This is a genomic window from Citrobacter sp. CK198 (assembly GCF_030333295.1).
GTDB classification, from domain to species: Bacteria; Pseudomonadota; Gammaproteobacteria; order Enterobacterales; family Enterobacteriaceae; genus Citrobacter_B; species Citrobacter_B koseri.
On sequence record NZ_JAOWGE010000022.1, the window covers coordinates 41138 to 67063 of the forward strand.

Here is a 25926-nt window from a genome sequence, read left to right on the forward strand (position 1 = left end):
TGAATATTTAATTCAGGGATTAGAAACCGAGGCACAAAGATGTTTATACACGCATTGAAACGCCAGAATCCGGCGCTGATTACCGCCGCGATCCGACTCTGGCAGCAGGGAAGGATCGTCCCGGACAGCTGGGTGATTGATGTTGATCAGGTGCTGGAAAACGGGAAGCGCCTGGTTGATACGGCTCATCAATACGGCATCACGCTGTATCTGATGACAAAACAGCTTGGGCGTAATCCCTGGCTGGCGGAAAAGCTGCTGGCGCTGGGATATGCCGGAATTGTCACGGTGGATTACAAAGAGGCCAGGGTCATGCGTCGCGCCGGATTGCCGGTGGCGCATCAGGGGCATTTAGTGCAGATCCCCTCCCGGCAGATTGGCGAAGCAGTGGAGCAAGGGACGGACGTTATTACGCTCTTTTCGCTGGAGAAGGCGCGTGAAGTGTCGGCGGCGGCGGTGAAGGCCGGGCGCGTGCAGGCGGTAATGCTGAAGATTTACGGCGAGCAGGATTTTCTTTATCCGGGGCAGGAGAGCGGCTTCCCGCTGGCGCGCCTTGATGAGGCAGTGAATGACATTCGCCGTCTGCCGGGGCTCCATATCACGGGGTTAACGCATTTCCCTTGCCTGCTGTGGGATGACGCATCAGGCGAGACCAGGCCGACGCCCAATCTGCATTCCCTGGTCAAGGCGAGGCAGCAACTGGAAGAACAGGAGATTGCCATTGAGCAGCTTAATGCGCCCTCTGCAACCAGCTGCGCGTCTTTGCCGCTGTTGGCGCGGTATGGCGTCACCCATGCCGAACCGGGCCATGCGCTGACCGGCACCATTCCGTCGAACCAGCAAGGCGATCAGCCTGAACGTATTGCGATGCTCTGGCTGAGTGAAATTTCGCACCATTTTCGTGGCAACAGCTACTGCTATGGCGGCGGCTATTACCGCCGGGGACATGCGCGCAACGCGCTCGTTTTTACGCCGGAAAATGACGTTCCCGCGAAGACGACGCTGGAACCCGTCGATGACAGCAGTATCGACTACTACCTGCCGCTTGCAGGGACGTTTCCGGTGAGCAGCGCCGTGGTGCTCTGTTTTCGTACCCAAATTTTTGTGACGCGCAGTGATGTGGTGCTGGTGTCTGGCATTCAGCGCGGCGCGGCGGAAATCGTCGCCCGTTATGACAGTCTCGGAAACGTACTGGAGGCGTAATGGCTCGTTTTGTGGTGCTGGTGATTGATAGCTTCGGCGTTGGCGCAATGAAGGATGTGGCGGAGGTTCGCCCGCAGGATGTCGGGGCGAATACCTGCGGACATATTCTGCGTCAGCTCCCGCAGCTACATCTGCCGACGCTGGAGAAGCTGGGGCTGATTAACGCGCTGGGCTATGCGCCAGGCGTTATGGCTCCCTCGGCGTCGGCAGTGTGGGGGATCGCGGAATTGCAGCATGAAGGAGGGGATACCTTCATGGGGCATCAGGAGATTTTAGGCACGCGTCCGCAGGCGCCGCTGCGTATGCCGTTTAGCGAGGTGATTGATCGCGTTGAGCTGGCGCTGAAGGCGGCGGGCTGGCAGGTAGAGCGACGTGGCGGCGAACTGGCGTTCCTGTGGGTCAATGAATCAGTGGCGATAGGCGATAACCTCGAAGCGGATTTAGGGCAGGTTTACAACATTACCGCCAACCTTTCCGCCATCGCCTTTGACGAGGTGCTGAAGATTGGCCGCATTGTGCGTGAACACGCGCAGGTGGGGCGCGTCATTGCATTCGGCGGCACGCTTCACGACAGCCAGCGGATTCTGGACGCCGCAGAAACGAAAGAGGGGCGTTTTATTGGCATCAATGCGCCGCGATCCGGCGCATATGAGAGCGGTTTTCAGGTTGTTCATATGGGCTATGGCGTGGATGAGCGGGTTCAGGTGCCGCAAAAACTGCATGAGGTTGGCGTGCCGACCGTGCTGATCGGCAAAGTGGCGGATATCGTGGCGAATCCTCACGGACGTAGCTGGCAAAACCTGGTGGACAGCCAGCGCATCATGGATATCACGCGCGATGAATTCAGTGCCGCCCGGCACGCGTTTATCTGCACCAACATCCAGGAAACCGATCTGGCGGGACACGCCCAGGATGTCGCACGTTATGCGGAACGTTTGCAGGTGGTTGACCGTAATCTTGCGCGGCTGACAAGCGAGATGACACCCGATGATTGTCTGCTGGTGATGGCCGACCACGGCAACGATCCGACGATAGGTCACAGTCACCATACCCGTGAAAGAGTGCCGATTCTGGTCTACCGGCAGGGGCTGAAGCCTGTTCAGTTAGGCCTTCGCGCCACGCTGTCGGATGTGGGCGCGACGGTTTGTGAGTTCTTTGGCGCGCCCGCGCCACAAAACGGCACCTCTTTCTTTTCGTCATTACAGCTCACAGGAGACGCCTTATGAATTTTGATACGTCAGGCTACACCTGGGCCCATGAGCATCTGCACATCGATCTCTCCGGGTTCAAAAATAACCTCGACTGCCGGTTAGATCAGTACGATCTCATTTGTCAGGAGATGAAAGATCTGCGGGCGTTGGGCGTGCGCAACATCATTGAAATGACCAACCGCTATATGGGGCGCAACCCGCAATTCATGCTCGATTTGATGCGGGATAGCGGGATAAACGTGGTGGCCTGTACGGGTTACTACCAGGACGCATTTTTCCCTGAGCATGTCGCGACCCGCAGCGTGGAACAGCTTGCGCAGGAGATGATCGATGAGATTGTCATCGGTATTGATAACACGACGCTGAAAGCCGGAATTATTGCGGAAATCGGCTCCAGTGAAGGGGTGATTACGCCGCTGGAAGAGAAGGTGTTTATCGCCGCTGCGCGCGCCCACAATGAAACCGGACGCCCCATTTCCACCCATACCTCGTTCAGTACGATGGGGCTGGAGCAACTGGCCTTGTTGCAGGCGCAGGGCGTCGATCTCTCCCGCGTGGTGATTGGTCATTGCGATCTGAAAGATAACCTCGACGGCATTTTGCAGATGATCGATCTCGGCGCATACGTGCAGTTCGACACCATCGGCAAAAACAACTACTACCCGGATGAAAAGCGCATCGACATGCTGAATGCGCTGCGCCAGCGTGGTTTGCTCAACCGCGTGATGCTTTCGATGGATATTACCCGCCGCTCCCATCTAAAAGCCAATGGCGGCAATGGCTACGACTACCTGTTAACCACCTTTATCCCACAGTTGCGCCAGTCAGGATTCAGTCAGGCCGATGTGGACACGATGTTGCGTGATAACCCCTCACAATTTTTCCAATAAGGACAGAAAGATGAAAAAGATTGGTGTTGCTGGCTTACAGCGTGAGCAGATTAAAAAAACCATCGAGACCGTGGCGCCCGGCTGCTTTGACGTGTCCATTCACAACGATATGGAAGCGGCGATGAAAGTGAAGTCCGGGCAACTGGATTATTACATCGGCGCGTGTAATACCGGCGCTGGCGCGGCGTTGTCGATAGCGATTGCGGTGATTGGCTACAACAAAAGCTGCACCATCGCTAAGCCGGGTATTAAAGCGAAAGACGAGCATATCGCAAAGATGGTCGCGGAAGGGAAAGTGGCGTTTGGCCTCTCCGTCGAACATGTTGAGCATGCGATTCCCATGCTGGTTAACCACTTGAAATAAAAGGCATGCTTATGGAGCTGTATATTCAGATTCTGGTGGTGGCCTGCCTGACGGGGATGACGTCGCTACTGGCGCATCGCTCAGCCGCCGTTTTCCATGACGGGATTCGCCCGATCTTACCGCAGCTGATCGAAGGCTATATGAACCGCCGGGAGGCGGGGAGTATCGCGTTTGGTTTGAGTATCGGTTTTGTGGCGTCGGTGGGGATCTCATTTACCCTCAAAACGGGGCTGCTTAACGCCTGGTTGCTGTTTTTACCTACCGATATTCTTGGCGTACTGGCGATCAATAGCCTGTTGGCGTTTGGGCTTGGTGCCGCCTGGGGCGTGCTGATTCTGACCTGTTTGCTGCCGGTGAACCATCTGCTTACCGCCTTGCCGGTTGACGTGCTGGGGAGCCTTGGCGAGCTGAGTTCCCCGGTTGTCGCCGGTTTTGCGCTGTTCCCGCTGGTGGCGATTTTTTATCAATTCGGCTGGAAACACAGTCTTATCGCCGCGGTTGTGGTGCTGATGGCGCGTGTCCTGGTGGTGCGCTACTTCCCGCACCTGAACCCGGAATCGATTGAGATTTTTATCGGCATGGTGATGCTGCTGGCGATTGCGATTACGCACGACCTGCGCCACCGTGGCGATGAGGAGATGGATACCAGTGGGTTATCCGTCTTTGAGGAGCGCACCTCCCGTATTATTAAAAATTTACCGTATATCGCGATCGTCGGCGCGTTGATTGCGGCGGTCGCCAGTATGAATATTTTTGCCGGCAGCGAGGTGTCGATCTTTACCCTTGAGAAAGCCTATTCCGCTGGCGTTACGCCTGAAGAGTCGCAGACCTTGCTTCATCAGGCGGCGCTGGCGGAGTTCATGCGCGGGCTCGGCTTCGTGCCGATGATCGCCACAACGGCGCTGGCGACGGGCGTGTATGCGGTGGCCGGTTTTACCTTTGTGTATTCCGTGGGCTATCTGGCGCCGAATCCGTGGATTGCCGCCATCCTGGGGGCGGTCGTGATTTCTGCGGAAGTGCTGCTGTTGCGCTCAATTGGGAAGTGGCTTGGACGCTACCCGTCGGTGCGCAATGCGTCGGACAATATCCGTAACGCGATGAATATGCTGATGGAAACCGCGCTACTGATCGGCTCTATTTTTGCGGCGATCAAGATGGCGGGTTATACCGGCTTCTCGATTGCGATTGCTATCTACTTCCTCAACGAGTCGCTGGGGCGCCCGGTGCAGAAGATGGCCGCGCCGGTCGTGGCCGTGATGATTACCGGTATCTTGTTGAATATTCTCTACTGGTTCGGTCTGTTTATTCCGGCCTGAGGAGGCGTCTAAATGAAAACCTTCCCCCTGCAAAGCCTGACGCTCGCCGAGGCGCAGCAGAAGCAGTTTGCGCTGGTGGACACGGTGTGTCGTTATTTCCCAGGCGCGGATTTTTTAAAGGGTGGCGATCTGGGGTTAAGTCCGGGGCTTAACCAGCCGGGAACCACCCGGCAAGTGGAAAAGGTGCTGGCGGAGGCGTTTCATGCTGAGGACGCGGTGCTGGTGCAGGGCGCGGGAACCGGCGCGATTCGGGCCGGGCTGGCTGCGCTGCTGAAACCGGGGCAACGCCTTCTGGTGCATGATGCGCCGGTTTATCCCACAACGCAGGGGATCGTCGAGCAGATGGGGATTGTGCTTGTCAGAGCGGATTTCAACGATCTGGCGACGATAGCGCAGGTTATCGCAGAGCATCGTCCCCATGCGGCGCTGGTGCAACATACGCGTCAGCAACCGCAGGATTGCTATTCTCTGGCCGGGGTGCTGGCGGAGCTTGCGCGATGCGGCGTCCCCACGCTGACCGACGATAATTATGCGGTGATGAAAGTGGCGCGTATTGGTTGTGAATGTGGGGCCACGCTGTCCACGTTTTCCTGTTTTAAACTCTTCGGGCCTGAAGGCACCGGCGCGGTGGTGGGGGAGGCGGAAGCCATCGCCAGAATACGTGCGACGATGTATTCCGGCGGCAGCCAGATTCAGGGCGCGCAGGCGCTGGCGGTGCTTCGTGGTCTGGTTTTCGCGCCAGTGATGCACGCTGTGCAGGCTGGGGTGACGGAACGTTTACTCGCCTTGTTAAACAGTGGAACCGTGCCGGAAGTGAAGCAGGCGGTGATTGCGAATGCGCAATCGAAAGTGTTGATTGTGGAGTTTCACCAGCCCGTTGCCGAAAAGGTGCTGGAGGAGGCGCAAAAGCGCGGGGCGTTGCCTTACCCGGTGGGCGCGGAGTCCAAGTATGAAATCCCGCCATTGTTTTATCGCCTTTCCGGTACGTTTCGTGCGGCCCGTCCGGGTCTGGCGCGTTATGCGATTCGTATTAATCCCAACCGCAGCGGCGAAGAAACGGTGTTACGTATTTTGCGGGAAAGTCTGTGTGCCTGATGGCACAGCACCGTAGGCCGGATAAGGCGCTTGCGCCGCCATCCGGCATGTATGCGCGCACGGAAGCCTGATGGCGCTACGCTTATCAGGCCTACAGCGTACAGCACCGTACGCCGCCATCCGGCGCGTATGTGTGTGCGGAAGCCTGATGGCGCTACGCTTATCAGGCCTACAATGGTTCGGCATTGTGATGGCAAACACACATGAAAAAACCGGGGAATCCCCGGTTTTTTTGTATCGTGCGACAACGGTTTCGATTATTGATCCGCGGCCGGGCCGCAACCACCAATAATTTTTGAAATAGAAATTGCCGGGTGAAGTAAATAATCGTAACTGCAATCATTCTTTTTGTTTTCGATATGACCCGTACACGCGGTGAGCGTAGCCAGCATCCCTGCCACAACGGCAATCTTTGCAATTTTAAACATGACAAAATCCTTGTAAATAAAACAATTCTAATTGTATGAGATAAATGGAAAAATCCATTTTGCGGACGTTACCATATCAATTAATAAGGGAGTGAGGTAGTCCAGATAAGGACTTCTTATTCTGCGGGTAATATGCTTTGCGTAGATTCAACATAATAAAAAACGGCCTGGAGATGATGTATATTCTCCAGGCCGTGGCGTTTATTTAATTAACGGAATGTTTTCTTAAAGTTCAGCATAAAGCCTTTATCGCTGATGCCGTCCTCTTTCCACTGATAAGCGTCGAGATGCAGGCTGCTGTCCTGGGCGCTGTACTTCACGCCCATCGTTGCCAGACCGTTCAGACCGCCGCCTTTCTGGCCGTCGTCAACGCTAAAGCGCTGGTCGCTTGCACCCGCCAGCGTGGCGCTACGCTGGCTTTTCGTGTAGCTCAGGTTAGGGCCGCCTTCCAGCGTGGCGCTTGCGCTCCAGCCGTTTTCCCCGGCGTAGTCCATTTTCAGGCCAAGCACGGAATCTACGGCCGTTTCGCTGCCGCTGTTCATCGACAGGTTGAAGTCCCCGGCGCTGCGCTCTTTGTAACCTTCTTCCAGTGTGTGACGCAGCTTAACGCCCGCATACGGCGTGATTTTCAGCGCATCGTCCATCAGGTTAAAGGTTTTTGCCCCTTCGCTGCGGAATTCCATGTACTGCTGACGGGCGTCGGAATCCGCCACTTTATTGACGTCGCCATAGGCGACAGAGCGGCTGCTGTCGAGGTTATGCACGTCATAACGCAGGCTGTTGTTCCAGGCCAGACCCTCATTAAAGGTCATGCTGTGCTTCAGGCCGAAGAACTGGCTGTAGCCGCCGGTCACGCCGTTGTCGCCCGCTTTCTGCGAACCGTCGCCGTCCAGACGGGCAATACCGTATTCCAGCGTCAGGTTCTGGCTGGCGGTCAGATCCAGCGTCTGGCGCAGCGCCAGCATGTCGTACTGGGTGTCGTTACCCAGTTCGGCACGCGGATCGCCTTTCGCCATCACGTTGAACGCCAGACCGTCTTTCACCTGCGGCGCGGCGTCCGCCAGCATCGTAAAGCGATTGCTGAGTACGCGGGCTTCGCGGAAGACGGTGTTCGCCTGGCTACCGCTGACCTGCTTCAGGGCGTTGTTCAGCTCTGCGGTCGTGCCAACGTTCAGGCTGTTGTACAACTCATTGTTGGTATACCCGGCGTCCAGCGCCTGTGCGACGTCGCTGACGGAACTCTCCGTCGCCACATCCGCATAGGCGTTTTTGGTCATGGTGATGTCAACGTTGCCGTCGCCGTCGGTGCTGCCCTGGGCGTTCCACACCACGCTGGTGGAGGTGATATTGTCCGCGCCCTGGATATTACTGCCGGTAAAGGCGTTATCGACCACGACGGTGGTCTCTGCCGTACCTGCGGTAAAGCCGGTATTCACCTTCACGTCGTCGCCAATCATCAGGTTATTCGCTTTCAGCGTACCGGAACTGCCGTCGGCATTGGTGCCCACAATGTAGTTGCTTAACATCTGCGGCGCGTTCGGATCGGCCGGAGGCGCTGGAATATCACCCTGCGTCGGCGCGACAATCGCATCCGGGATCACGATATCTGCCGTACCGTTGTGATCGTTCTGCGTACCCGTAGTGCCAGGGGCGTAGATGCCGCAGCCGGTGTCGCACAGCAGATTCACTTCGCCATTATTGATGATGGTTTTGCTCTGGCCGCCAAACGCGTAAGAGTCATTCGCGTACACGTTGATCACGCCATCGGCGGTGTTGTTGATGGTGGTGGCGTTGCCGTTGCCTTTGATGCCGATAAGTCCGGTGCCGTTGGTTCCGTCTATTTGCCCCTGTTCGGTGCCGACGTTGATGGTGCCGCTGTTGACCAGGTCGATGATATAACTGCTGGTGCCGCCGCTGATCGCCACGGCATTGTCACCCTGGACGTTAATGGTCCCTTCGTTGCCAAAGCTATAGCCACGGCTGAGGTTGATCAGGGGGGCGTCCGGGTTAATACCATTAATCACGCCGGTTTCCGTGTTCCAGATCCACATCGGGGTGTTGCTGGCATTCGCGGTGGTGATGGCGCTGTAACCGTTGGTGGCGGTAATGGTGCCGCTGTTCACCTGAGCGATGGAACTGTCGGTTCGCGTCATGTTGATGATGGTGTTTTCGCCGCCTTCTACCGCGCTGCCGCTGTTGGTGAGCGTTGCGCCTTCCTGGTTATAAAACGCAAAGCTGCCGTTGATGAGCGATTTGCCATCTTCCGCCACCGTCATATTGCCGGTATTGACGACTTCCTGGGCGTAAGAGGTTCCTGTAATTGAGCCGGTAAAGCTGCCCTCGTTGAACAGGGTGATATCGCCATTAAGCGTCAGGAGGTCAGTGGTCAGGCTGCCGTCTGCGCGGTTGAACAGGCTGTGATACGTACTGATCGTATCGGCATGCATCGTCCCGTGGTTTTCCAGATCGCCTCCGGCATTTATCGCCATATCGCCGTTGATGGTCAGCGTGGCGCCTGCTTCGTTGTACAGCCAGCCGTTAACATCGATATCGCCGTTCAGCGTTTCATTGCCGTAATTCGCCAGCGCTCCGGTGGTGAAAAAGCCCGCTTCTGAAGTTTGGCTATCGCTGTCGCCGCTGCCGGGCAGCGACCGTATCCAGATTTTATCGGTTGGCGTGGAACCCATATGCGGGTCGTTTTCGTCCATCGGGCTGCCGTTCAGGTTGATGGCGCCGTTATTGATGATGTAGCTGTTGCTGTCGCTAAGGAACGCCTGGCCGTAGTCGGCATCAATATTGATGGTGCCGGTGGTGTCGTTCACGACGGTGCCGCCGTTTAATGCGGCCATCCCCACCAGTTGGTTTTCCTCGCCGGTCACACCTTCATCAGCGGTCAGCGTAATAGTACCCTGGTTAACGGCCGTGCCGCCGCTGAGCGCCATCATACCGAACCCGGCGTTGTTGACGGTGATGGTGCCGGTGTTGATGGCCGTGGCGTCACCGTAGCCGATGTCTGAGGAACCGGCAACCATTGCCGAGCTGGTCAAATAGAGGTGTGTCGGCTGCCAGTAGTCTGTGCTGATGATATTGTTTTCATCGTCCAGCGTCGGGATAAAACCGTCCAGATAAATATCGCCTTCGTTTAACGCCGTCCCTACACTGGCACTGACGCCATATGCTCCCGCGCCCTGTAAATGGACGGTCGCTCCTTTATCATTAACGACGCTGCCGCCCTGGGACGCCAGCATGGCGTAAAGCGTGTGGGTATACCATCTTTCCGGGTAGAGATTGATGCCGTCAATGTACTCTGGCGTTTGGTTAGAAAAGAGGGTGATATCGGCCCCCGCTTTGTTGTGTACGACCGCATCTTCGCGATTTGCACGGGTGATGGCAGAACGGTCATCTCCCGTATCGTCACTGCTTCCGTAGACGAGAATATTGCCGCTGTTGCTCGCTTCCGCTCCCTGATCGGCAAGGAGAACGTTGGCTGTTCCGTGGGTGGTAATATCGCCCTGATTTTCAATCGTCGAGCCCTGGCCATGAGCTGACAGCAGGGCTTTATTTCCGACGGAGTAATATGAGTACAGATAGTCGGCGTTCACTTCAATCGTGGCGTCATCGGTAACGAGCAGGGAGCCGCCATTATTAACGTTTGCCAGCGTGGCCTGGCCACCTGAGATAGTGGTCATATCCACGGTAGATTTACCGCTTAGCGTTAACGTGTTGTCACCATCAATGTTGATACCGATAGCTTCAGAGCCAGCAGCCGCTTCGTTTTGGGAAAAGTCGATGTTTATACCACCGGCGACATTCACGGCGTTACCGCTGCCGCTGATATCGAGGCCGACAACGCTCGCATACCCAGAGCTGATATCAGAACTGTCAAGATGGATATTCATCGCGCCATCCAGATTGACCGTATTTTGATTGCCGTTGACGATAATGCCTTGTAACTGCTCATCGCTTTTAATTTGAGCGTCTTGCGCGTAACTGCCCTCGATGTTCACATTACCCAGAATGGTTGTCGTATTCGTGTCGCCAGAAACGTTAAGACCGGTTGCCCCACGAAATACGCCGCTGCTGTCCTGCACTGAGACAACGTTAATATCGCCCGTCAGACTAACCTGCGATTCAGTACCGCTGATCAGCGTTCCTGTACCGTTAAGGCTGGCGTTGATATCACCTTTGTTGTTGAAGGCGTTTTGTGTACCGGCCACAACGAAGCCGACAGAGCCGTCGTTACGCACGGTGGTGTTGCCGCTGTTTGTGAGTTCGCTTTCTTCGCCGTTGATGGTCAGGCCCGTCGCGCCATTCATAACCAACAGATCGCCATTCTGCGTCATGTCAGCGTTATTGCCCGTAATGGTGGCGATTGTTGAGCCAGCGCCGTCGACAGCCATATTGCCGGTATTGAGTACGCGGGCGTTGTCGCCATCAATGCGCACGCCCGTCGCGCCATCGGCGATGAGCTGATTACCTTCATTAATCACCAGCGCATGATCGCCCTCAATATATAGCCCCGTAGAGCCGGTACCGCGGGTTGTCGAATGGCCTTTGTTATCGACAATAGCATTGTCGCCGGTGATTTTGGCCCCGGTGCCGCCGTCAGAAACGTTTAATTCCCCCTTGTTGATGAGGCGAATGTCATTGCCGTTAATGATGGAACCGGTAGAACCTGCGCCGCTAATGCTGGAGGTTCCCGCATTATTAATGAGGGCGTTATCACCATCGATAACGATGCCCGTACCGCCGCCGCTGATGGTGATATCGCCGGAGAGCGAGGTTGAGGTGCCATTGCCGGAAATTAACGCCCCGGTAGCGCCATCTACCGTACTTTTGCCTGAGATAGCGTTAGTGGTGCCGTCGCCGCTAATAACCAGGCCAACTGCGCCATTGGTCACGGTGGAATCCCCGTTCAGAGTATTACGGGTGTTATCGCCCGAGATAATGACGCCGGTACGATTTTTCCCGCCGATATCCAGTTCGCGATCGGTGGTGTGCGTATTGCCGTCTCCGGTGACAACCTGGGTATTGTTATCCGCGAGGATCAGATAGCCCCGGCTGTCGTACTTCCAGTAAAAGCCGTTGGCCTGAGCGCCTTCAATCACGGCCGCGTTGCTGTCGGTAACGTTCCAGCCGGAAATCGCCAGCGTTTTACCGTCCTGGGTGGTTAACTGCCACTGCGCGTCTTGTTCGGAATAACTGAGCGTGGCTTCTCCGAGGTGCTCGCCGTTATCCAGTTTGATGTCGTCGAAGTGCAGGGTGTCTGTGCCTTTATCCAGCGTCACCTGATTGCTGAAGGTCGTCACGGATGTGTCGTCAGGCGGTACTGGCGTATCACCGCCATCATCGGGTGGTGTGACGTCGCCGCCATCATCGGGAGGCGTTGGGGTGACATCTCCGCCGTCATCCGGCGGCGTTGGGGTAACGTCGCCCCCGTCGTCTGGCGGGACTGGCGTTGTTGAATGGTGGTGAGAGTCGCCGTCGCTGTGATTGCCAATGGCGATGCCCGCCGCCAGAGCCGCTACGCCGCTGGCGACCCATGCCCAATGGTTATCCTGCCCGGCTTCTGCCGTCAGACATTTCGCCGGTAACTTATTGCGTTCCGCCTGAGATAACGACGAAATATTTACCGGACATTCTTTCTCATCTTCTGTATTCTCTGCCGCAATTGCCGGGCAGTAATATGTTTGCAGTGCAATCGCAATACCCACTGCAAGGAGTTTTTTCCTTTGCATAAACATAGTTGCCATCCTGTAAATAAAATAAGAAATATAAGGCGGCCCTGACAGACAACCTTTATTTGCAAAATTAATGAATGGCGCTATTTTGCCACTGACTACCCAGGGGGCGTCAATCCAGCCTTTATTCTGCTGATATTTGTGTGGTGAATTTATTTAGCGAATAAAAAAGAGATAATGGCTGTTTTGTGCGGTATTTTATTGCGTTATTCTTTTTTATATTTACGCAATGAATGGATTTAGCTTATTTAAAGTGTAATGTAAGAATGAATGATCGTTAAAGTGTTAAAAAAAAGATGCCCTGATATAGGGCATCTATATTTATTAATGGTTTGAGAACCAGTTTAGCTTATCGCGTAACGCGACCACCCGACCGACAATAATCAGCGCCGGGCTTTCGACCTGTTTCGCCAGCTCACCTAATTGCGCAAGAACGCCGCTGACCACGCGCTGCTTGACGGCGGTACCGTTTTCAACCAGCGCCACAGGCATATCGGCCTGCATACCAAACGCGATCAGCTTCTCCTGAATGGTTGCCGCCTGATTCAGCCCCATATAGAACACCAGCGTTTGTTTCTCCGCCGCCAGGTTTTCCCAGTCCAGCTCGCCGCCCGTTTTCAGGTGCCCGGTGACCAGACGCACGCTTTGCGCGTAGTCGCGGTGAGTCAGCGGAACGCCGGAATAAGCCGAGCACCCGGAGGCCGCGGTAATACCGGGAACAACCGAGAACGGAATACCGGCGTGGCACAGCGTTTCCAGCTCTTCGCCGCCGCGACCGAAGATAAACGGATCGCCGCCTTTCAGACGCACCACGCGTTTGCCTTTCTGCGCTTCTCGCAGCAGGATCTGGTTAATCTCTTCCTGCGGAACGCAGTGATAGCCCGCGCGTTTGCCAACGAACACGCGGTCAGCGTCGCGGCGTACCAGATTCATAATGTCGTCGGAGACCAGGCGGTCATACACCACCACATCCGCCTGTTGGATCTGTTGTAACCCTTTCAGCGTCAGCAGCCCGGCGTCGCCAGGGCCCGCGCCCACCAGCACCACTTCACCACGGTGATCCAGCGGTTCGCTCAGCATCTGCTCGGTGATCTCCGACACCGCTTTCGCATCGGCATTCGCCAGCGACTGCGCGAGCCTGTCGTTGATGAACAGTTTTTCCCAGAAGCGACGGCGCTCGCCCATTGTGGCGAACTGCTTTTTCACCCGCGCGCGGAGCTGGCCGGCGTAATGCGCGACCTGGCCGAGGTGCTGGGGCAGCAAGGACTCCAGTTTCTCGCGCAGCAAGCGTGCGAGAACGGGCGAGGTGCCGCCGGAGGAGACCGCCACCATCAGCGGCGAGCGGTCGATAATGGAGGGCATGATGAAACTGGCGGCTTTTGGCGCATCGACCACGTTGCAGAAAATGCGGCGTGATTCAGCGGCTTCGCTCACCTGCTGGTTCACGGCGTCATCATCGGTCGCGGCGATCGCCAGCCAGCATCCGTCGAGCAGGGATTCTTCGAATGCCCCTTCAACTAACGTCAACATGCCTTCATTTGCCCACACGGTGAACTGCGGAATAAACGCCAGCGCGTTGACCGTTAATCGAGCGCCTGCTTCCAGCAGTAACCGCGCTTTGCGTTCTGCGACATCGCCACCGCCGACGAGCAGACAGTCACGATTGCGTAATTGACAAAATATAGGCAAATGGTCCACGACATTACCTCTTAATTATTGGCAGTAGCTTCAGTTTGATTGATTTTTGCCGGAGCCGGACGCTCCGCTTTTGGCGTAGCATACCAATAACCTAATCCCATGAATACGACACCGGACAAAGTATTGCCGAGAGTCACCCACAGCAGGTTATGACCAATTCCCGCCAGCGTGTAGGTGTCGCCGTGATGGCCGAACCAGGAGAGGGCGAACAGCGTCATGTTGGCGACGGAGTGCTCGTAGCCGGACGCGATGAATGCCAGCAGGCACCACCAGATAGCGAGGAATTTCGCCGCGCCTTCGGTACGAATCGCCATCCAGATCGCCAGACAAACCAGCCAGTTGCACAGCGCGCCTTTAAAGAACAGTACCGTGGCGGGCGCGGTGGTTTTCGCCAGCGCAACCGTGTGAACGATGCTGGTATCGACCGGCAGCAGACTGCCGCCGCCCCAGCTATACAGCAGCGCGACGAACACGGAGCCCACCAGGTTGCCCAGCCAGGTTTGCGGCAGAATCGCCCACATCTGACCGTGGCTGATGGTGCCCGCTTTTACGCCGAGCGTCAGGAACATGGTGTGGCCGGTAAAGAGTTCAGAACCGGCGATGATCACCAGCGTTAAGGCGATGCCGAAGGTAGCGCCCATCACCAGCGGGCGAACGGAAGGGTCAAGCAGGTTGCCGAGAGTGAAAATAAGAATGATGCCGAGACCGACATAGGCGCCGGCCATTGCGGAACTCACCCAGAAACCGAGCGGATTATTTGCCGACAGGCGTGCAATGCGCGCAGCGTTAGCCGCACACTTGTTAATAGTGTCTGTAAACATTTGATTATCCTTGAAGTAAAAACAATAAAATTAAAAAAGAAATCGTAAAACCGTAGGCCGGATAAGGCATTTATGCCGCCATCCGGCGGTATGTTTGCCTGATGGCGCTGTGCTTATCAGGCCTACAAAATCGGGCCTACAAAGACGTCAAAAAGGGAGGCGTTGCGCCTCCCCAAATTCATCAACCGCGCAGTTGCACCACGCCGTCTTTCACGCGAGCTTCGTAGTGCGCGACGGAATGGCTTTCATCTTCCATGCACAGACCGTCGCTCAGACGGAAACGCTGTTTTTTCAGCGGGCTGGCAACCCACAGTTCGCCCTGATGCTCGGCAATCAACCCGCGCGACAGCACGCTGGACTCAAAAAACGGGTCGATATTGCTGATCGCGAACACCTGGTCGCTGTGATATGGACGGAAAATGGCGACCTGCTTTTCGCCTAACAGCGCGCAGACGCCGGTTTCCGGCAGAATGTCATCGATTTTGCAGATGTTTTTCCACTGGCTCATGCGTTTTCCTCCACCAGAGTTACCGGAATGCGTTCGTACGGCGTTGCCGGACGATGCTGTTCACGCTCAGGAACCACCTGAACATTCGGGTCGCGCTTATCGCTGTTGATAAAGTGTCTGAAACGAACCTGCGCAGACGGTGTATTCACGGTCTCCGTCCACTCGCACACCACCGCTTCACGCAGGCGGGTCATCTCTTCTTCCAGATGTGCGTTCAGGCCCAGTTTGTCGTCGATGATGACCGACTTCAGGTAGTCGATACCGCCTTCCAGGTTATCTAACCACGGTGCGGTACGGGTCAGTTTGTCGGCGGTACGGATGTAGAACATCATGAAGCGGTCGAGGTATTTAACCAGCGTTTCGCGGTCGATATCCGCCGCCAGCAGGTCTGCATGACGTGGTTTCATCCCGCCGTTACCGCAGACGTACAGGTTCCAGCCTTTTTCCGTGGCGATAATCCCCACGTCTTTACCCTGGGCTTCCGCACATTCACGGGTACAGCCGGAGACGCCAAATTTCATTTTGTGCGGGGTACGGATGCCTTTGTAGCGGTTTTCCAGCTCGACGCCGAAGCCGACGCTATCGCCCACGCCGTAGCGGCACCAGGTGCTGCCCACGCAGGTTTTCGCCATACGCAGCGCTTTGGCATACGCGTGACCGGTTTCGAAGCCCGCTTCAATCAGCTGACGCCAGATTTCCGGCAGATCGTCTTTCTGCGCGCCGAACAGACCAATACGCTGAGAACCGGTAATTTTGGTGTACAAGTTAAACTCACGTGCGATGCGACCTACGGCCACCAGACCTTCCGGCGTGATTTCGCCGCCCGCAGAACGCGGGATCACGGAGTAGGTGCCGTCTTTCTGGATGTTCGCCAGGAAGTTGTCGTTGGTATCCTGTAGCGGGGTGTGCTGCGGCTTCAGAATGTATTCGTTCCAGCAGGAGGCCAGCAGAGAACCGACGGTCGGTTTACACACTTCGCAGCCGTAGCCTTTACCGTGTTTCGCCAGCAGTTCTTCAAAGGTTTTAATGCCTTCCACGCGGATGAGGTGGAACAGTTCCTGGCGCGAGTACGCAAAGTGCTCACACAGGTTGTTGTTCACCTCAATACCCTGTTTCGCCAGTTCGGCGTTCAGAACCTGAGTAACCAGCGGAATACAGCCGCCACAGCCAGTACCGGCTTTGGTTTCCGCTTTCAGCGCCGCAACGGTGTGGCAGCCTTTGTTGATGGCGGCGACCAGCATCCCTTTGGTGACGTCAAAGCAGGAACAGATTTGCGCGCTGTCCGGCAGTTTATCAACGCCAATGGAAGGCTTACCGCTGCCAGAATGTGCCGGCAGGATCAGCGAGTCCGGGTTTTCCGGCAGTTCAATCGCGTTCAGCACCAGTTGCAGCAGGTTGCCGTAATCGCTGGTATCGCCCACCAGCACCGCGCCGAGCAGGGTTTTGTTGTCTTCGCTGACGATGAGGCGTTTGTAGACCTCTTTGCTTTCGTCGAGGTAAACGTAGCTACGCGCGCCCGGCGTGCGGCCATGCGCATCGCCAATGCCGCCGACGTCCACGCCCAGCAGTTTCAGCTTGGCGCTAAGGTCTGCGCCTTCAAACACGTTTTCGGTTTCGAGGATGTGGTCAACGGCAACCTGCGCCATTTTGTAGCCAGGCGCGACCAGACCGTACACGCGGTTGTTCCAGCTGGCGCATTCGCCAATCGCGTAGATATCCGGGTCAGACGTCTGGCAGGCGTCGTTAATCACGATACCACCGCGCTGAGCGACGTCCAGGCCGCACTGGGTGGCCAGTTTGTCACGCGGGCGGATACCGGTAGAGAAAACGATGAAATCGACTTCCAGCTCGCTACCGTCGGCAAAACGCATGGTTTTACGCGCTTCGGTGCCTTCCTGAACGATCTCTTTGGTGTTTTTGCTGGTGTGTACGCGCACGCCCATGCTTTCGATTTTACGGCGTAGCTGCTCGCCGCCCATCTGATCCAGCTGTTCTGCCATCAGCATGGGGGCAAATTCGATAACGTGGGTTTCGACGCCTAAGTTTTTCAGCGCGCCAGCGGCTTCCAGACCCAGCAGGCCGCCGCCGACCACCGCGCCGCGTTTGCTGCGACGGGCGCAGGCTTCAATGGCGTTGAGATCTTCAATGGTACGGTAAACAAAGCAGTCCTGGGTTTCGGAACCTTTAATTGGCGGGATCCACGGGTAGGAACCGGTCGCCATGATCAGTTTATCGTAATAAACCGTACGACCCGCGCTGGAGTGGATGACCTTCTCCTGACGGTTGATCGTAATGGCGCGTTCGCCGACCAGAACGTTAACGCCGTGCTTCTCATAAAAGCCTTCACGCACCAGAGACAGCTCTTCAGCGGTGTGGTGGGAGAAGTAGGAAGACAGGTGGACACGGTCGTATGCTTTGCGGGGTTCTTCACAGAACACGGTAATGTCAAAATTGGCAGCGTCGGATTTATCAAGAAGGTCCTCAATAAAGCGATGGCCGACCATACCATTACCGATAATAGCGAGTCTGACTTTGCTCATTTTTGCCTCGATTTCTTTTCTATTACTGCCTACCTTAACGATTCAGCAACCCCGCTTATTGATGTAAATCAAATTCGGCCTTATATACTCCTTAAGAGGTATATTGCTGATTTGTCAGCATTTTTATAAGTCACGGAATTGTCAGACATTTCGTTGCTGTGCAAATAACGTACAAAATGAGGGGTTATTAGCGTAAGAAGGTCTACCTCTAAAGAATGCGAGGTCTACGCCGTCAGGAGGAGGGGGAAATTGCGCGAAAAAGCAGGATTAAAAAGCCGGGCTAAAAAGCCGGATGGCGACGCTATGCGTCTTATCCGGCCTACAAGTCATGCGTAGGCCCGGTAAGCTTGCGCCACCGGGCAAATCACCAGCCTTATCCGGCAATCATCATCAGTGCGCTGCTGGCACGTTATGCTGGCGATGACGGGTAACAAACCCGAGGATAAAGCACATCACAAACACTACGGCATACAGACCGTTTGCGGTGAGCAACGCGGCCTGCGGGCCGCTGTGCGCCACGATTGGGCCTGTCACCACGAAGGTCAGCATGGTGCCAATGGTGCCGCAGGTCAGCACAAAGTTAACCAGCTTCGGCGACGGCACTTTGGTTTGCTGCGAACCCAGCGTAATGATTGAGGTGTAAATGGCGCTGGAGAAGAAGCCGAGCGTCAGAATAAACCACGCCATATGCTCCGGCTGGGCCTTAATGAACAGGTACATCAGCACCGTCGCCAGACCCGCCAGTACCGTCAGGATACGTTGCAGATCAAAGAAGCGCAGAATGAAGCTGAAGGCCCACATGCCGAACATGTACGACATCCAGAAATCGCTGACCAGCGTACCGGCGTCGTTCAGGCTCATGCCCAGACCTTTGGCGTATTCCGGCACCCAGGAGATGAAACCTAACTGACCGAGGATGTAGCACAGCGCGGCGATGGACAGGAACAGGACGCCAATGCCCCATTTCTCTTTTACCACCGGCGTTTCCGTTTTCGGCGCGTGTTTACCCAGCGCCGGAAATTCGCAGCCGAAGGTCAGGATGAAAATCGCCACGTAGACCAGACCGATGCAGGCGTATACCCAGTACCACTCAATGCTGCGCGCCAGCAGGTAAGCGGCGACCATCGGGAAGATCATCCCGGCCATACTGAAGAAGGAGTCGGTGAACAGCAGGCGAGAACCACGCTGACGGCCTTCATACATCTGGGTGATCAGGAAAGTACCGATCGACATGGTGATACCGCTCACCAGACCCAGTACAAACATTGCCGCAGAGAAAAGCGCCAGGCTATGGCTGAGCATCAGCCCGGCCACGGCCAGCACCATCAACACAAAGCCAAAACGCAGCTGCGTTTTCAGCGGGATAATTTCCATCAGCCAGGCATTCAGGAAAATAGAGATCAGGATACCGGCGTTAAGAAAGGTGAATGTGTTACTCATACTGGAAACGGGCAGGTTGAAGTACTCTGCAATGTTTCCCATCACCATCCCGGTGACAATTACCAACGCGCCTGTCAGGGCGTAGGAGAGAAAGCTAATCCATGTGAGCTTGATGCGATTGCTGTTAGTCATGACTGGCCTGTGTATAGAGGTGTAAAGCGCGTTGACAGCGCCGTGAGCGGGCAGATTTTAGGCGTTTTAGTGATGTATTTAAATGTTTATTAGCAATTACTGTAATCGTTACATTTTTTAACGTGACGGTGATCACATTAATATGCCGAAAAGCACAACAAAATCGTAAGGTTACATTTGTTTCAGATACGTAAAATTAGGTAAAGGGCTGGCCTGCTCCTTGAAGGCTCTTTAGAATCAATCTACTTGCTTTTGTTACTGCTCTCGTTAAGGAAATCTCATGCTCAAATCGACTCTGGCGGCTGTTGCAGCTGTTCTCGCTCTTTCTGCTCTCTCTCCTGTAGCGTTGGCAGCGAAAGGTGACCCACATGTTCTGCTGACGACCTCCGCCGGAAATATTGAACTGGAACTGAATAGCCAGAAAGCGCCAGTTTCAGTGCAAAACTTTGTCGATTATGTCAACAGCGGTTTCTATAACAACACCACGTTCCACCGTGTGATCCCCGGCTTTATGGTGCAGGGCGGCGGTTTTAACGAGCAGATGCAGCAAAAGAAACCTAACCCGCCGATCAAAAACGAAGCGGACAACGGGCTGCGCAACACCCGTGGCACCATTGCGATGGCGCGTACCGCAGATAAAGACAGCGCAACCAGCCAGTTCTTTATCAACGTTGCCGACAACGCCTTCCTGGATCACGGCCAGCGCGATTTTGGCTACGCCGTATTTGGTAAAGTTGTGAAAGGGATGGATGTCGCTGACAAAATCTCCCAGGTGCAGACACATGATGTCGGCCCTTACCAAAATGTTCCTTCAAAACCGATAGTTATCCTTTCCGCCAAAGTCCTGCCGTAATGGCATTCTGCGCGGGCCAGCAATGCCCGCGCGATTCCTGACCTCTGCGTAACCTGAATTTGCTGCTTATACTTGTGGCAAGTGCAGGCACATTCAGGGAGGTCTCGTGAAAAAACTCACCGATAAACAAAAGTCTCGCTTCTGGGAACAACGACGAAATATCAATTTCCAGGAGAGTCGACGTCTGGAAGGGGTGGACATCCCGGTAGTTACCCTGACCGCCGAAGAAGCACTGGTGCGCCTGGCAGAATTAAGGAGGCACTATGAGCGATAAGTTTGGTGATGGACGCGACCCCTATCTGTATCCTGGCCTGAATATCATGCGTAACCGCTTAGGCATCCGGCAGGTTCAGCGTCTGGAGCAGGCGGCGTATGAACTGACCGCACTGCGTGCCGCGACGATTGAAGCTGGCCCCCTGGTGCGCGGACTGCCTCACCTTCGCGCCATTCATCGTCAGCTGTATCAGGATGTTTTTGACTGGGCCGGACAACTGCGCGAGGTCGATATATATCAGGGAGATACCCGTTTTTGCCATTTTGCCTACATCGAAAAAGAGGGCAACGCCTTGATGCAGGATCTGGAAGAAGAGGGGTATCTGGTCGGGCTGACGAAAGAGAAATTCGCCGATCGTCTGGCGCACTACTACTGTGAAATTAATGTGCTGCATCCTTTTCGCATCGGCAGCGGACTGGCGCAGCGCATCTTCTTTGAGCAACTGGCGCTCCACGCCGGTTATATCCTGAGCTGGAGCGGCATTCAGGTGGCCGAATGGAGCCAGGCGAACCAGAGCGGCGCGATGGGCGACCTGTCGGGATTACAGGCAATATTTCGTAAAGGGGTAATCGAAGCCCAGGAAACTGAGTAGAATAGCGCGGTTCTTACGTACCGGAGCCGCCATGATTCTGCTGATCGACAACTATGATTCGTTTACCTGGAACCTTTATCAGTATTTCTGCGAACTGGGCGCTGATGTCCTGGTCAGGCGAAATGACGCGTTGACGCTGGCGCAAATTGACGCGCTGAATCCGCAAAAAATCGTGATCTCGCCGGGGCCCTGTACGCCGGATGACGCGGGCATCTCCCTGGCAGTAATCCGCCATTATGCCGGACGCCTTCCCATGCTCGGCGTCTGTCTTGGACACCAGGCGATGGCGCAGGCCTTTGGTGCGACGATCGTGCGGGCGGCTAAAGTGATGCACGGTAAAACCTCTCCCGTCACCCATAGCGGCCAGGGCGTTTTTCAGGGGCTATCGAACCCGCTCACCGTCACGCGCTATCACTCGCTGGTGATCGATCCTGCGACGCTTCCCGCCTGCTTTGACGTTACGGCCTGGAGCGACACGCAGGAAATTATGGGGATTCGCCACCGGGAGTGGGATCTGGAAGGGGTGCAGTTCCACCCGGAAAGTATTCTGAGCGAGCAGGGACATCAACTGCTGGCTAATTTCCTGTCGCGCTGATTTGTGGTTGCTATCCAGTGATTTTTTATGCATATTTTATGACTGAAATTTCATTTAGCTGGATGGGCATAAGATGGCAACTGAACAAACTGCAATTACGCGCGCGACTTTCGATGAAGTTATCCTGCCGATTTATGCACCGGCAGAGTTTATTCCGGTAAAAGGCAAGGGCAGCCGGGTCTGGGATCAGCAGGGTAAAGAGTACGTTGATTTCGCGGGTGGGATTGCAGTTACCGCCTTAGGGCATTGCCATCCGGCGCTGGTGGACGCGCTGAAAACGCAGGGTGAAACGCTGTGGCACACCAGCAACGTTTTTACTAACGAACCTGCGCTGCGTCTGGGGCGTAAACTTATCGACGCGACCTTCGCCGAGCGCGTGCTGTTTATGAACTCCGGCACCGAAGCCAACGAAACCGCCTTCAAACTGGCGCGCCACTATGCCTGCGTGCGTCATAGCCCGTTTAAAACCAAAATCATCGCCTTCCATAACGCTTTTCATGGCCGCTCGCTGTTTACCGTTTCCGTTGGTGGTCAGCCGAAGTATTCCGACGGATTTGGCCCTAAACCGGCGGATATCATCCATGTTCCTTTCAACGACCTGCACGCGGTGAAAGCGGTGATGGATGACCATACCTGCGCGGTGGTGGTGGAGCCGATCCAGGGAGAAGGCGGCGTCACCGCCGCAACGCCAGCGTTTCTGCAAGGCCTGCGCGAGCTGTGCGATCGGCATCAGGCGCTGCTGGTGTTTGATGAAGTTCAGTGCGGTATGGGGCGCACCGGCGATCTGTTCGCCTATATGCACTACGGCGTGACGCCGGATATTCTTACCAGTGCGAAAGCGCTGGGCGGCGGCTTCCCGGTCAGCGCTATGCTGACCACGCAGGAGATTGCGTCCGCGTTCCACGTTGGGTCGCACGGTTCCACCTACGGCGGCAACCCGTTGGCCTGCGCCGTTGCCGGGGCCGCGTTCGATATCATTAATACGTCTGACGTGCTGAATGGCGTTCAGACTAAGCGCGAGCGGTTTGTTCAGCATTTGCAGAAGATTGACGAGCAGTATGACATTTTCAGCGATATTCGCGGTATGGGGCTGTTGATTGGCGCGGAACTGAAGCCGCAGTACAAAGGCCGGGCGCGGGATTTCCTTTACGCTGGCGCGCATGAAGGCGTTATGGTGCTGAATGCCGGGCCGGATGTCATGCGCTTTGCCCCTTCGCTGGTGGTGGAAGAGGCGGATATTGACGAAGGGATGCAGCGTTTTGCGCAGGCGGTGGCGAAAGTGGCTGGCTGATTGCCGGATGGCGCTACGCTTATCCGGCCTACAAATCGCGTTTTCCCTGTAGGCCGGATAAGGCGCTTGCGCCGCCATCCGGCAAACAACAAACAGCAAACAACGTCAACCCTTCATATCCCGTAACCGGCGACTAAGCCAGATGCCATGATGCGGGCGCTGGCGCCATGCCACTGACGAAATGGTGTGCATGGTATTCAGGTGCCCCAGCACGCGTTGCAGATGCTGTTCCAGCGTGCTAAGCGGCCCGTGGGAGAGCATCTCCGATGACTCCAGAATATTCACATCCCCGGAACCACCCGGTGCGTCATACTCCAGCCGCTGCTGACAGCGCTGGAGCGCAATTTCGCAGGATTCCAGGTAGCGCTGCGCCAGATCCGGCGTCAGCATCGTATGCTCGCGCGCCAGCGTGGTCATGGCGTTGACGTGCTCAACGATAAACTGGCTGTGCGTTACCCACAGTTTCATATCTTCCAGATAGTGCGTGTTAAACCCCGGTTCCTGCATCGCCTGATTCAGCGAGTTAAACAGCGTATTGTGCGCCTGGTTCACCCGCATTCGCTGATACGCCAGCGGCGTTGGCTGCGGGTCGTTGCTGAGGATCAGCCGAATGGCCTCCTGGTCCGCTTCCAGCGCGTCGTGGGCATTCTTACGCAAAAGGCCGCTTTGCCACTGCGGCCAGAGCCAGACCATCCCGCCAAAAGCAATCAGGCAACCAATGACCGTATCAATAAATCGCGGCACGATGAACTGTTCGCCGTTGAGCGTCAGCAGTTGCAGGGTATAGACCGCCGTCACCGTAAAGCCAACCGTCGCCCAGCCGTAGTTTTTGCGAATGGTCAGATAGCTCACCAGCGTAATGATCAGCATTAATGCCAGCGTGTAGCCTTCAGGAATGCGAAAGTGCAACGTGACGCCCGCCACCACCAGACCGGCCAGCGTACCCGCCGAACGGTGCAGAATGCGCACGCGCGTCGCGCCGTAGCCGTTTTGCGTGACGAACAGGATGGTCATCAAAATCCAGTACGGCTTGGGCAGATGTAAGGCGCTGCCCATCAGGCTGGCGATACTTAACATAACGCTGATTCGCCCGGCGTTGCGCAGCGCGGGCGATTTAAACGATAAATAGCTTTTCAGCGCGGGCAGCAGCGGCAGGCGACGTTGTTTATCGGCCATCAGGTCGCGTGCGTACAGCGGACGCTGAGTGCGTAATACGCGGGCAATACGGCTAAAGTGCCAGTAGCAAAACTGCCCGACAGGGTTTTCCGGGTGCTGATTGGCGATTTTTTCCAGCGCGCCAGTCTGCTTCTCCATCGAAAAACGGCTGGGCAAGCGGTGATACAGGATGTCATCCGCGATGATGCGCAGGCGGGCGGCGACGGTTTGCGCATTCCAGCGAATAACCTGTTCCGCGTGGCTGCGCTCCACCAGCTTCTGAACCTCCTCCGGCTGATGCAAACTGACGGAGATATGCTCTTGTAAGTCCAGCGCTTCCTGGAAGGCGCGCAGCAGGCGCTTGTAGTCATTATTGTGCTGGGCCGACAGCATGTGCATCTGCTGGTAACACTGGGTAATGAGATCCACCGCTTTTTGCTGGCGCACCAGCAGGGGCGGCAGCGCTTTTTCTGGATCGATATGCTGCGTGAGCAGGCTGTATTTGGCCTCGCAATAGTCGGCCAGCTCGCGATACAGCAGGCTGAGCGACTCGCGCAGCGGCTGTTCGCGCCACAGCCAGAACCAGAACCAGTTAAACAGCCCGTACCATAGCGTGCCGAGCGCGTAGATGAGCAGCGGCTCCCAGACCGGCATGTTCCCCGCCAGGCTTAGCGTGAAAATGGCGGCGATCAGTGAAGCGGGCAGCAGCCTTGCATGCAGCGGGCTGATTTCCGCCGTGACGCCGAGCAGCAGCGTCAGCCCGGTGAGGATCAGCGGCAGGGGGATGTCGCGCGCCAGCAGCAGTTGCGTAATCAGGCTGCATCCGGCAAACAGCGATCCGCCGATGATTAAGCGTTTGAAAAAGCGTTTATGCGGGGTATCAAGACCGGCAATGTTGCAGCAGGCGGGAACGAGCGAGAACAGCAGTCCCAGGTGCAACTGGCCGATGATCAGGCCGATAGCCACAGGCAGGCACAGCACCAGCGTTTGCCGTAGTGCGTAGTTGATCTCAGGATGGTAAATCAGTCTTCGCCACATCGGTGCAAACAAAAATGGCGCATTACCGGGTAATGCGCCATTCCGACGGGATTAACGTGTGCCGTAGACGACGATGGTCTTACCGTGAGCGGAGATCAGATTCTGATCTTCGAGCATTTTCAGAATACGCCCCACGGTTTCACGGGAGCAGCCAACGATCTGGCCGATCTCCTGACGGGTGATTTTGATCTGCATGCCATCCGGGTGAGTCATTGCGTCAGGTTGTTTCGCCAGGTTCAGCAGGGTCTGAGCGATACGGCCCGTTACGTCGAGGAAGGCGAGGTTACCGACTTTCTCAGATGTCACTTGCAGACGGCGAGCCATCTGGGAAGACAGGCGCATCAGAATATCCGGGTTTACCTGGATCAACTGACGGAATTTCTTGTAAGAAATTTCAGCGACTTCACAGGCCGTTTTGGCACGTACCCAGGCACTGCGTTCCTGACCTTCTTCAAACAGGCCCAGTTCGCCAATAAAATCGCCCTGATTCAGATAAGAAAGGATCATTTCTTTCCCTTCTTCATCTTTGATCAACACTGCCACTGAGCCTTTAACGATGTAGTACAACGTTTCCGCTTTTTCACCCTGGTGAATCAGCGTGCTCTTCGATGGGTACTTATGAATGTGGCAATGAGACAAGAACCATTCGAGAGTCGGGTCTGTTTGCGGTTTGCCAAGCACCATGCGCGGTTATCCTCTGTTATAAGCTGTCTCCAGAGCCAGAACACGACACTGCCTCTG

General features: G+C 55.7%; 20 protein-coding genes. 11 read left to right on the plus strand and 9 right to left on the minus strand.

Annotated features, from left to right (window positions below):
• Positions 1-39 precede the first annotated feature (39 nt).
• The 6 genes from OGY62_RS02275 to OGY62_RS02300 are packed head-to-tail and all read left to right on the plus strand — an operon-like array spanning position 40 to position 6079.
• On the plus strand, positions 40-1203 hold the full coding sequence (locus OGY62_RS02275; protein ID WP_286458974.1) for a YhfX family PLP-dependent enzyme: 1164 nt from the start codon (positions 40-42) through the stop codon (positions 1201-1203).
• Positions 1203-2429 carry a phosphopentomutase gene (locus tag OGY62_RS02280; protein ID WP_286458976.1) on the plus strand — a complete coding sequence of 409 codons (1227 nt, stop codon included), beginning with the start codon at positions 1203-1205 and terminating at the stop codon, positions 2427-2429. Before OGY62_RS02275 ends, OGY62_RS02280 begins: the two co-directional genes overlap by 1 nt.
• The gene (locus OGY62_RS02285) at positions 2426-3304 is read left to right on the plus strand and encodes a phosphotriesterase-related protein (RefSeq protein ID WP_012135485.1); all 879 of its coding nucleotides are present in this window, start codon (positions 2426-2428) and stop codon (positions 3302-3304) included. Before OGY62_RS02280 ends, OGY62_RS02285 begins: the two co-directional genes overlap by 4 nt.
• A 10-nt stretch (positions 3305-3314) precedes the next feature.
• Positions 3315-3668: a DUF2620 domain-containing protein gene (locus tag OGY62_RS02290; protein ID WP_012135484.1), complete on the plus strand. Its 354-nt coding sequence runs from the start codon at positions 3315-3317 to the stop codon at positions 3666-3668.
• 11 nt (positions 3669-3679) lie between these two features.
• On the plus strand, positions 3680-4984 hold the full coding sequence (locus tag OGY62_RS02295; protein ID WP_024131010.1) for a YhfT family protein: 1305 nt from the start codon (positions 3680-3682) through the stop codon (positions 4982-4984).
• A gap of 12 nt (positions 4985-4996) precedes the next feature.
• A complete protein-coding gene (locus tag OGY62_RS02300) occupies positions 4997-6079 on the plus strand; it encodes an aminotransferase class I/II-fold pyridoxal phosphate-dependent enzyme (RefSeq protein WP_049011735.1) in 1083 nt (360 codons plus the stop codon).
• A gap of 257 nt (positions 6080-6336) precedes the next feature.
• On the opposite strand, the gene OGY62_RS02305 is transcribed toward OGY62_RS02300, so the two are convergent.
• The 7 genes from OGY62_RS02305 to tsgA form a co-directional block, all read right to left on the minus strand.
• Positions 6337-6507: a YhfL family protein gene (locus tag OGY62_RS02305; protein ID WP_012135480.1), complete on the minus strand. Its 171-nt coding sequence runs from the start codon at positions 6505-6507 to the stop codon at positions 6337-6339.
• 209 nt (positions 6508-6716) lie between these two features.
• Positions 6717-12245 (minus strand): pectate lyase-fold domain-containing protein, encoded by a 5529-nt coding sequence (locus OGY62_RS02310; RefSeq protein ID WP_286458994.1) that lies wholly within the window; start codon positions 12243-12245, stop codon positions 6717-6719.
• A gap of 327 nt (positions 12246-12572) precedes the next feature.
• The gene (gene cysG / locus OGY62_RS02315; RefSeq protein WP_101744207.1) at positions 12573-13946 is read right to left on the minus strand and encodes a siroheme synthase CysG; all 1374 of its coding nucleotides are present in this window, start codon (positions 13944-13946) and stop codon (positions 12573-12575) included.
• Positions 13947-13957: 11 nt separating this feature from the next.
• On the minus strand, positions 13958-14767 hold the full coding sequence (gene nirC / locus OGY62_RS02320; RefSeq protein ID WP_101744208.1) for a nitrite transporter NirC: 810 nt from the start codon (positions 14765-14767) through the stop codon (positions 13958-13960).
• 181 nt (positions 14768-14948) lie between these two features.
• The gene (nirD, locus tag OGY62_RS02325) at positions 14949-15275 is read right to left on the minus strand and encodes a nitrite reductase small subunit NirD (protein WP_012135476.1); all 327 of its coding nucleotides are present in this window, start codon (positions 15273-15275) and stop codon (positions 14949-14951) included.
• The gene (gene nirB, locus OGY62_RS02330) at positions 15272-17815 is read right to left on the minus strand and encodes an NADPH-nitrite reductase large subunit (protein WP_058668184.1); all 2544 of its coding nucleotides are present in this window, start codon (positions 17813-17815) and stop codon (positions 15272-15274) included. The genes nirD and nirB overlap by 4 nt, the downstream gene beginning before the upstream one ends.
• 390 nt (positions 17816-18205) lie before the next feature.
• Positions 18206-19387 (minus strand): MFS transporter TsgA, encoded by a 1182-nt coding sequence (gene tsgA, locus OGY62_RS02335; protein WP_286458978.1) that lies wholly within the window; start codon positions 19385-19387, stop codon positions 18206-18208.
• A 280-nt stretch (positions 19388-19667) separates the two neighbouring features.
• Here tsgA and ppiA point away from each other — a divergent pair, with 280 nt between their 5' ends.
• The 5 genes from ppiA (at position 19668) to argD (ending at position 22992) form a co-directional block, all read left to right on the plus strand.
• Positions 19668-20240 carry a peptidylprolyl isomerase A gene (gene ppiA, locus OGY62_RS02340; RefSeq protein ID WP_012135471.1) on the plus strand — a complete coding sequence of 191 codons (573 nt, stop codon included), beginning with the start codon at positions 19668-19670 and terminating at the stop codon, positions 20238-20240.
• A 106-nt stretch (positions 20241-20346) separates the two neighbouring features.
• Positions 20347-20514 carry a FicA/YhfG family antitoxin gene (gene ficA, locus OGY62_RS02345; protein ID WP_214143534.1) on the plus strand — a complete coding sequence of 56 codons (168 nt, stop codon included), beginning with the start codon at positions 20347-20349 and terminating at the stop codon, positions 20512-20514.
• The gene (locus OGY62_RS02350; RefSeq protein ID WP_153258975.1) at positions 20504-21106 is read left to right on the plus strand and encodes a putative adenosine monophosphate-protein transferase Fic; all 603 of its coding nucleotides are present in this window, start codon (positions 20504-20506) and stop codon (positions 21104-21106) included. The genes ficA and OGY62_RS02350 overlap by 11 nt, the downstream gene beginning before the upstream one ends.
• A gap of 31 nt (positions 21107-21137) precedes the next feature.
• Positions 21138-21701: an aminodeoxychorismate synthase component 2 gene (gene pabA / locus OGY62_RS02355; protein ID WP_115181045.1), complete on the plus strand. Its 564-nt coding sequence runs from the start codon at positions 21138-21140 to the stop codon at positions 21699-21701.
• 73 nt (positions 21702-21774) lie between these two features.
• Entirely contained in the window at positions 21775-22992 is a 1218-nt protein-coding gene (gene argD / locus OGY62_RS02360; RefSeq protein ID WP_286458981.1) for a bifunctional acetylornithine/succinyldiaminopimelate transaminase, read from the plus strand.
• Positions 22993-23097: 105 nt separating this feature from the next.
• Here argD and OGY62_RS02365 read toward each other — a convergent pair whose 3' ends face one another.
• Complete coding sequence (locus OGY62_RS02365) at positions 23098-25185, minus strand: YccS/YhfK family putative transporter (protein ID WP_012135464.1); 2088 nt, start codon at positions 25183-25185, stop codon at positions 23098-23100.
• A gap of 51 nt (positions 25186-25236) precedes the next feature.
• Entirely contained in the window at positions 25237-25869 is a 633-nt protein-coding gene (crp, locus tag OGY62_RS02370; protein ID WP_000242758.1) for a cAMP-activated global transcriptional regulator CRP, read from the minus strand.
• Positions 25870-25926: the final 57 nt, after the last annotated feature.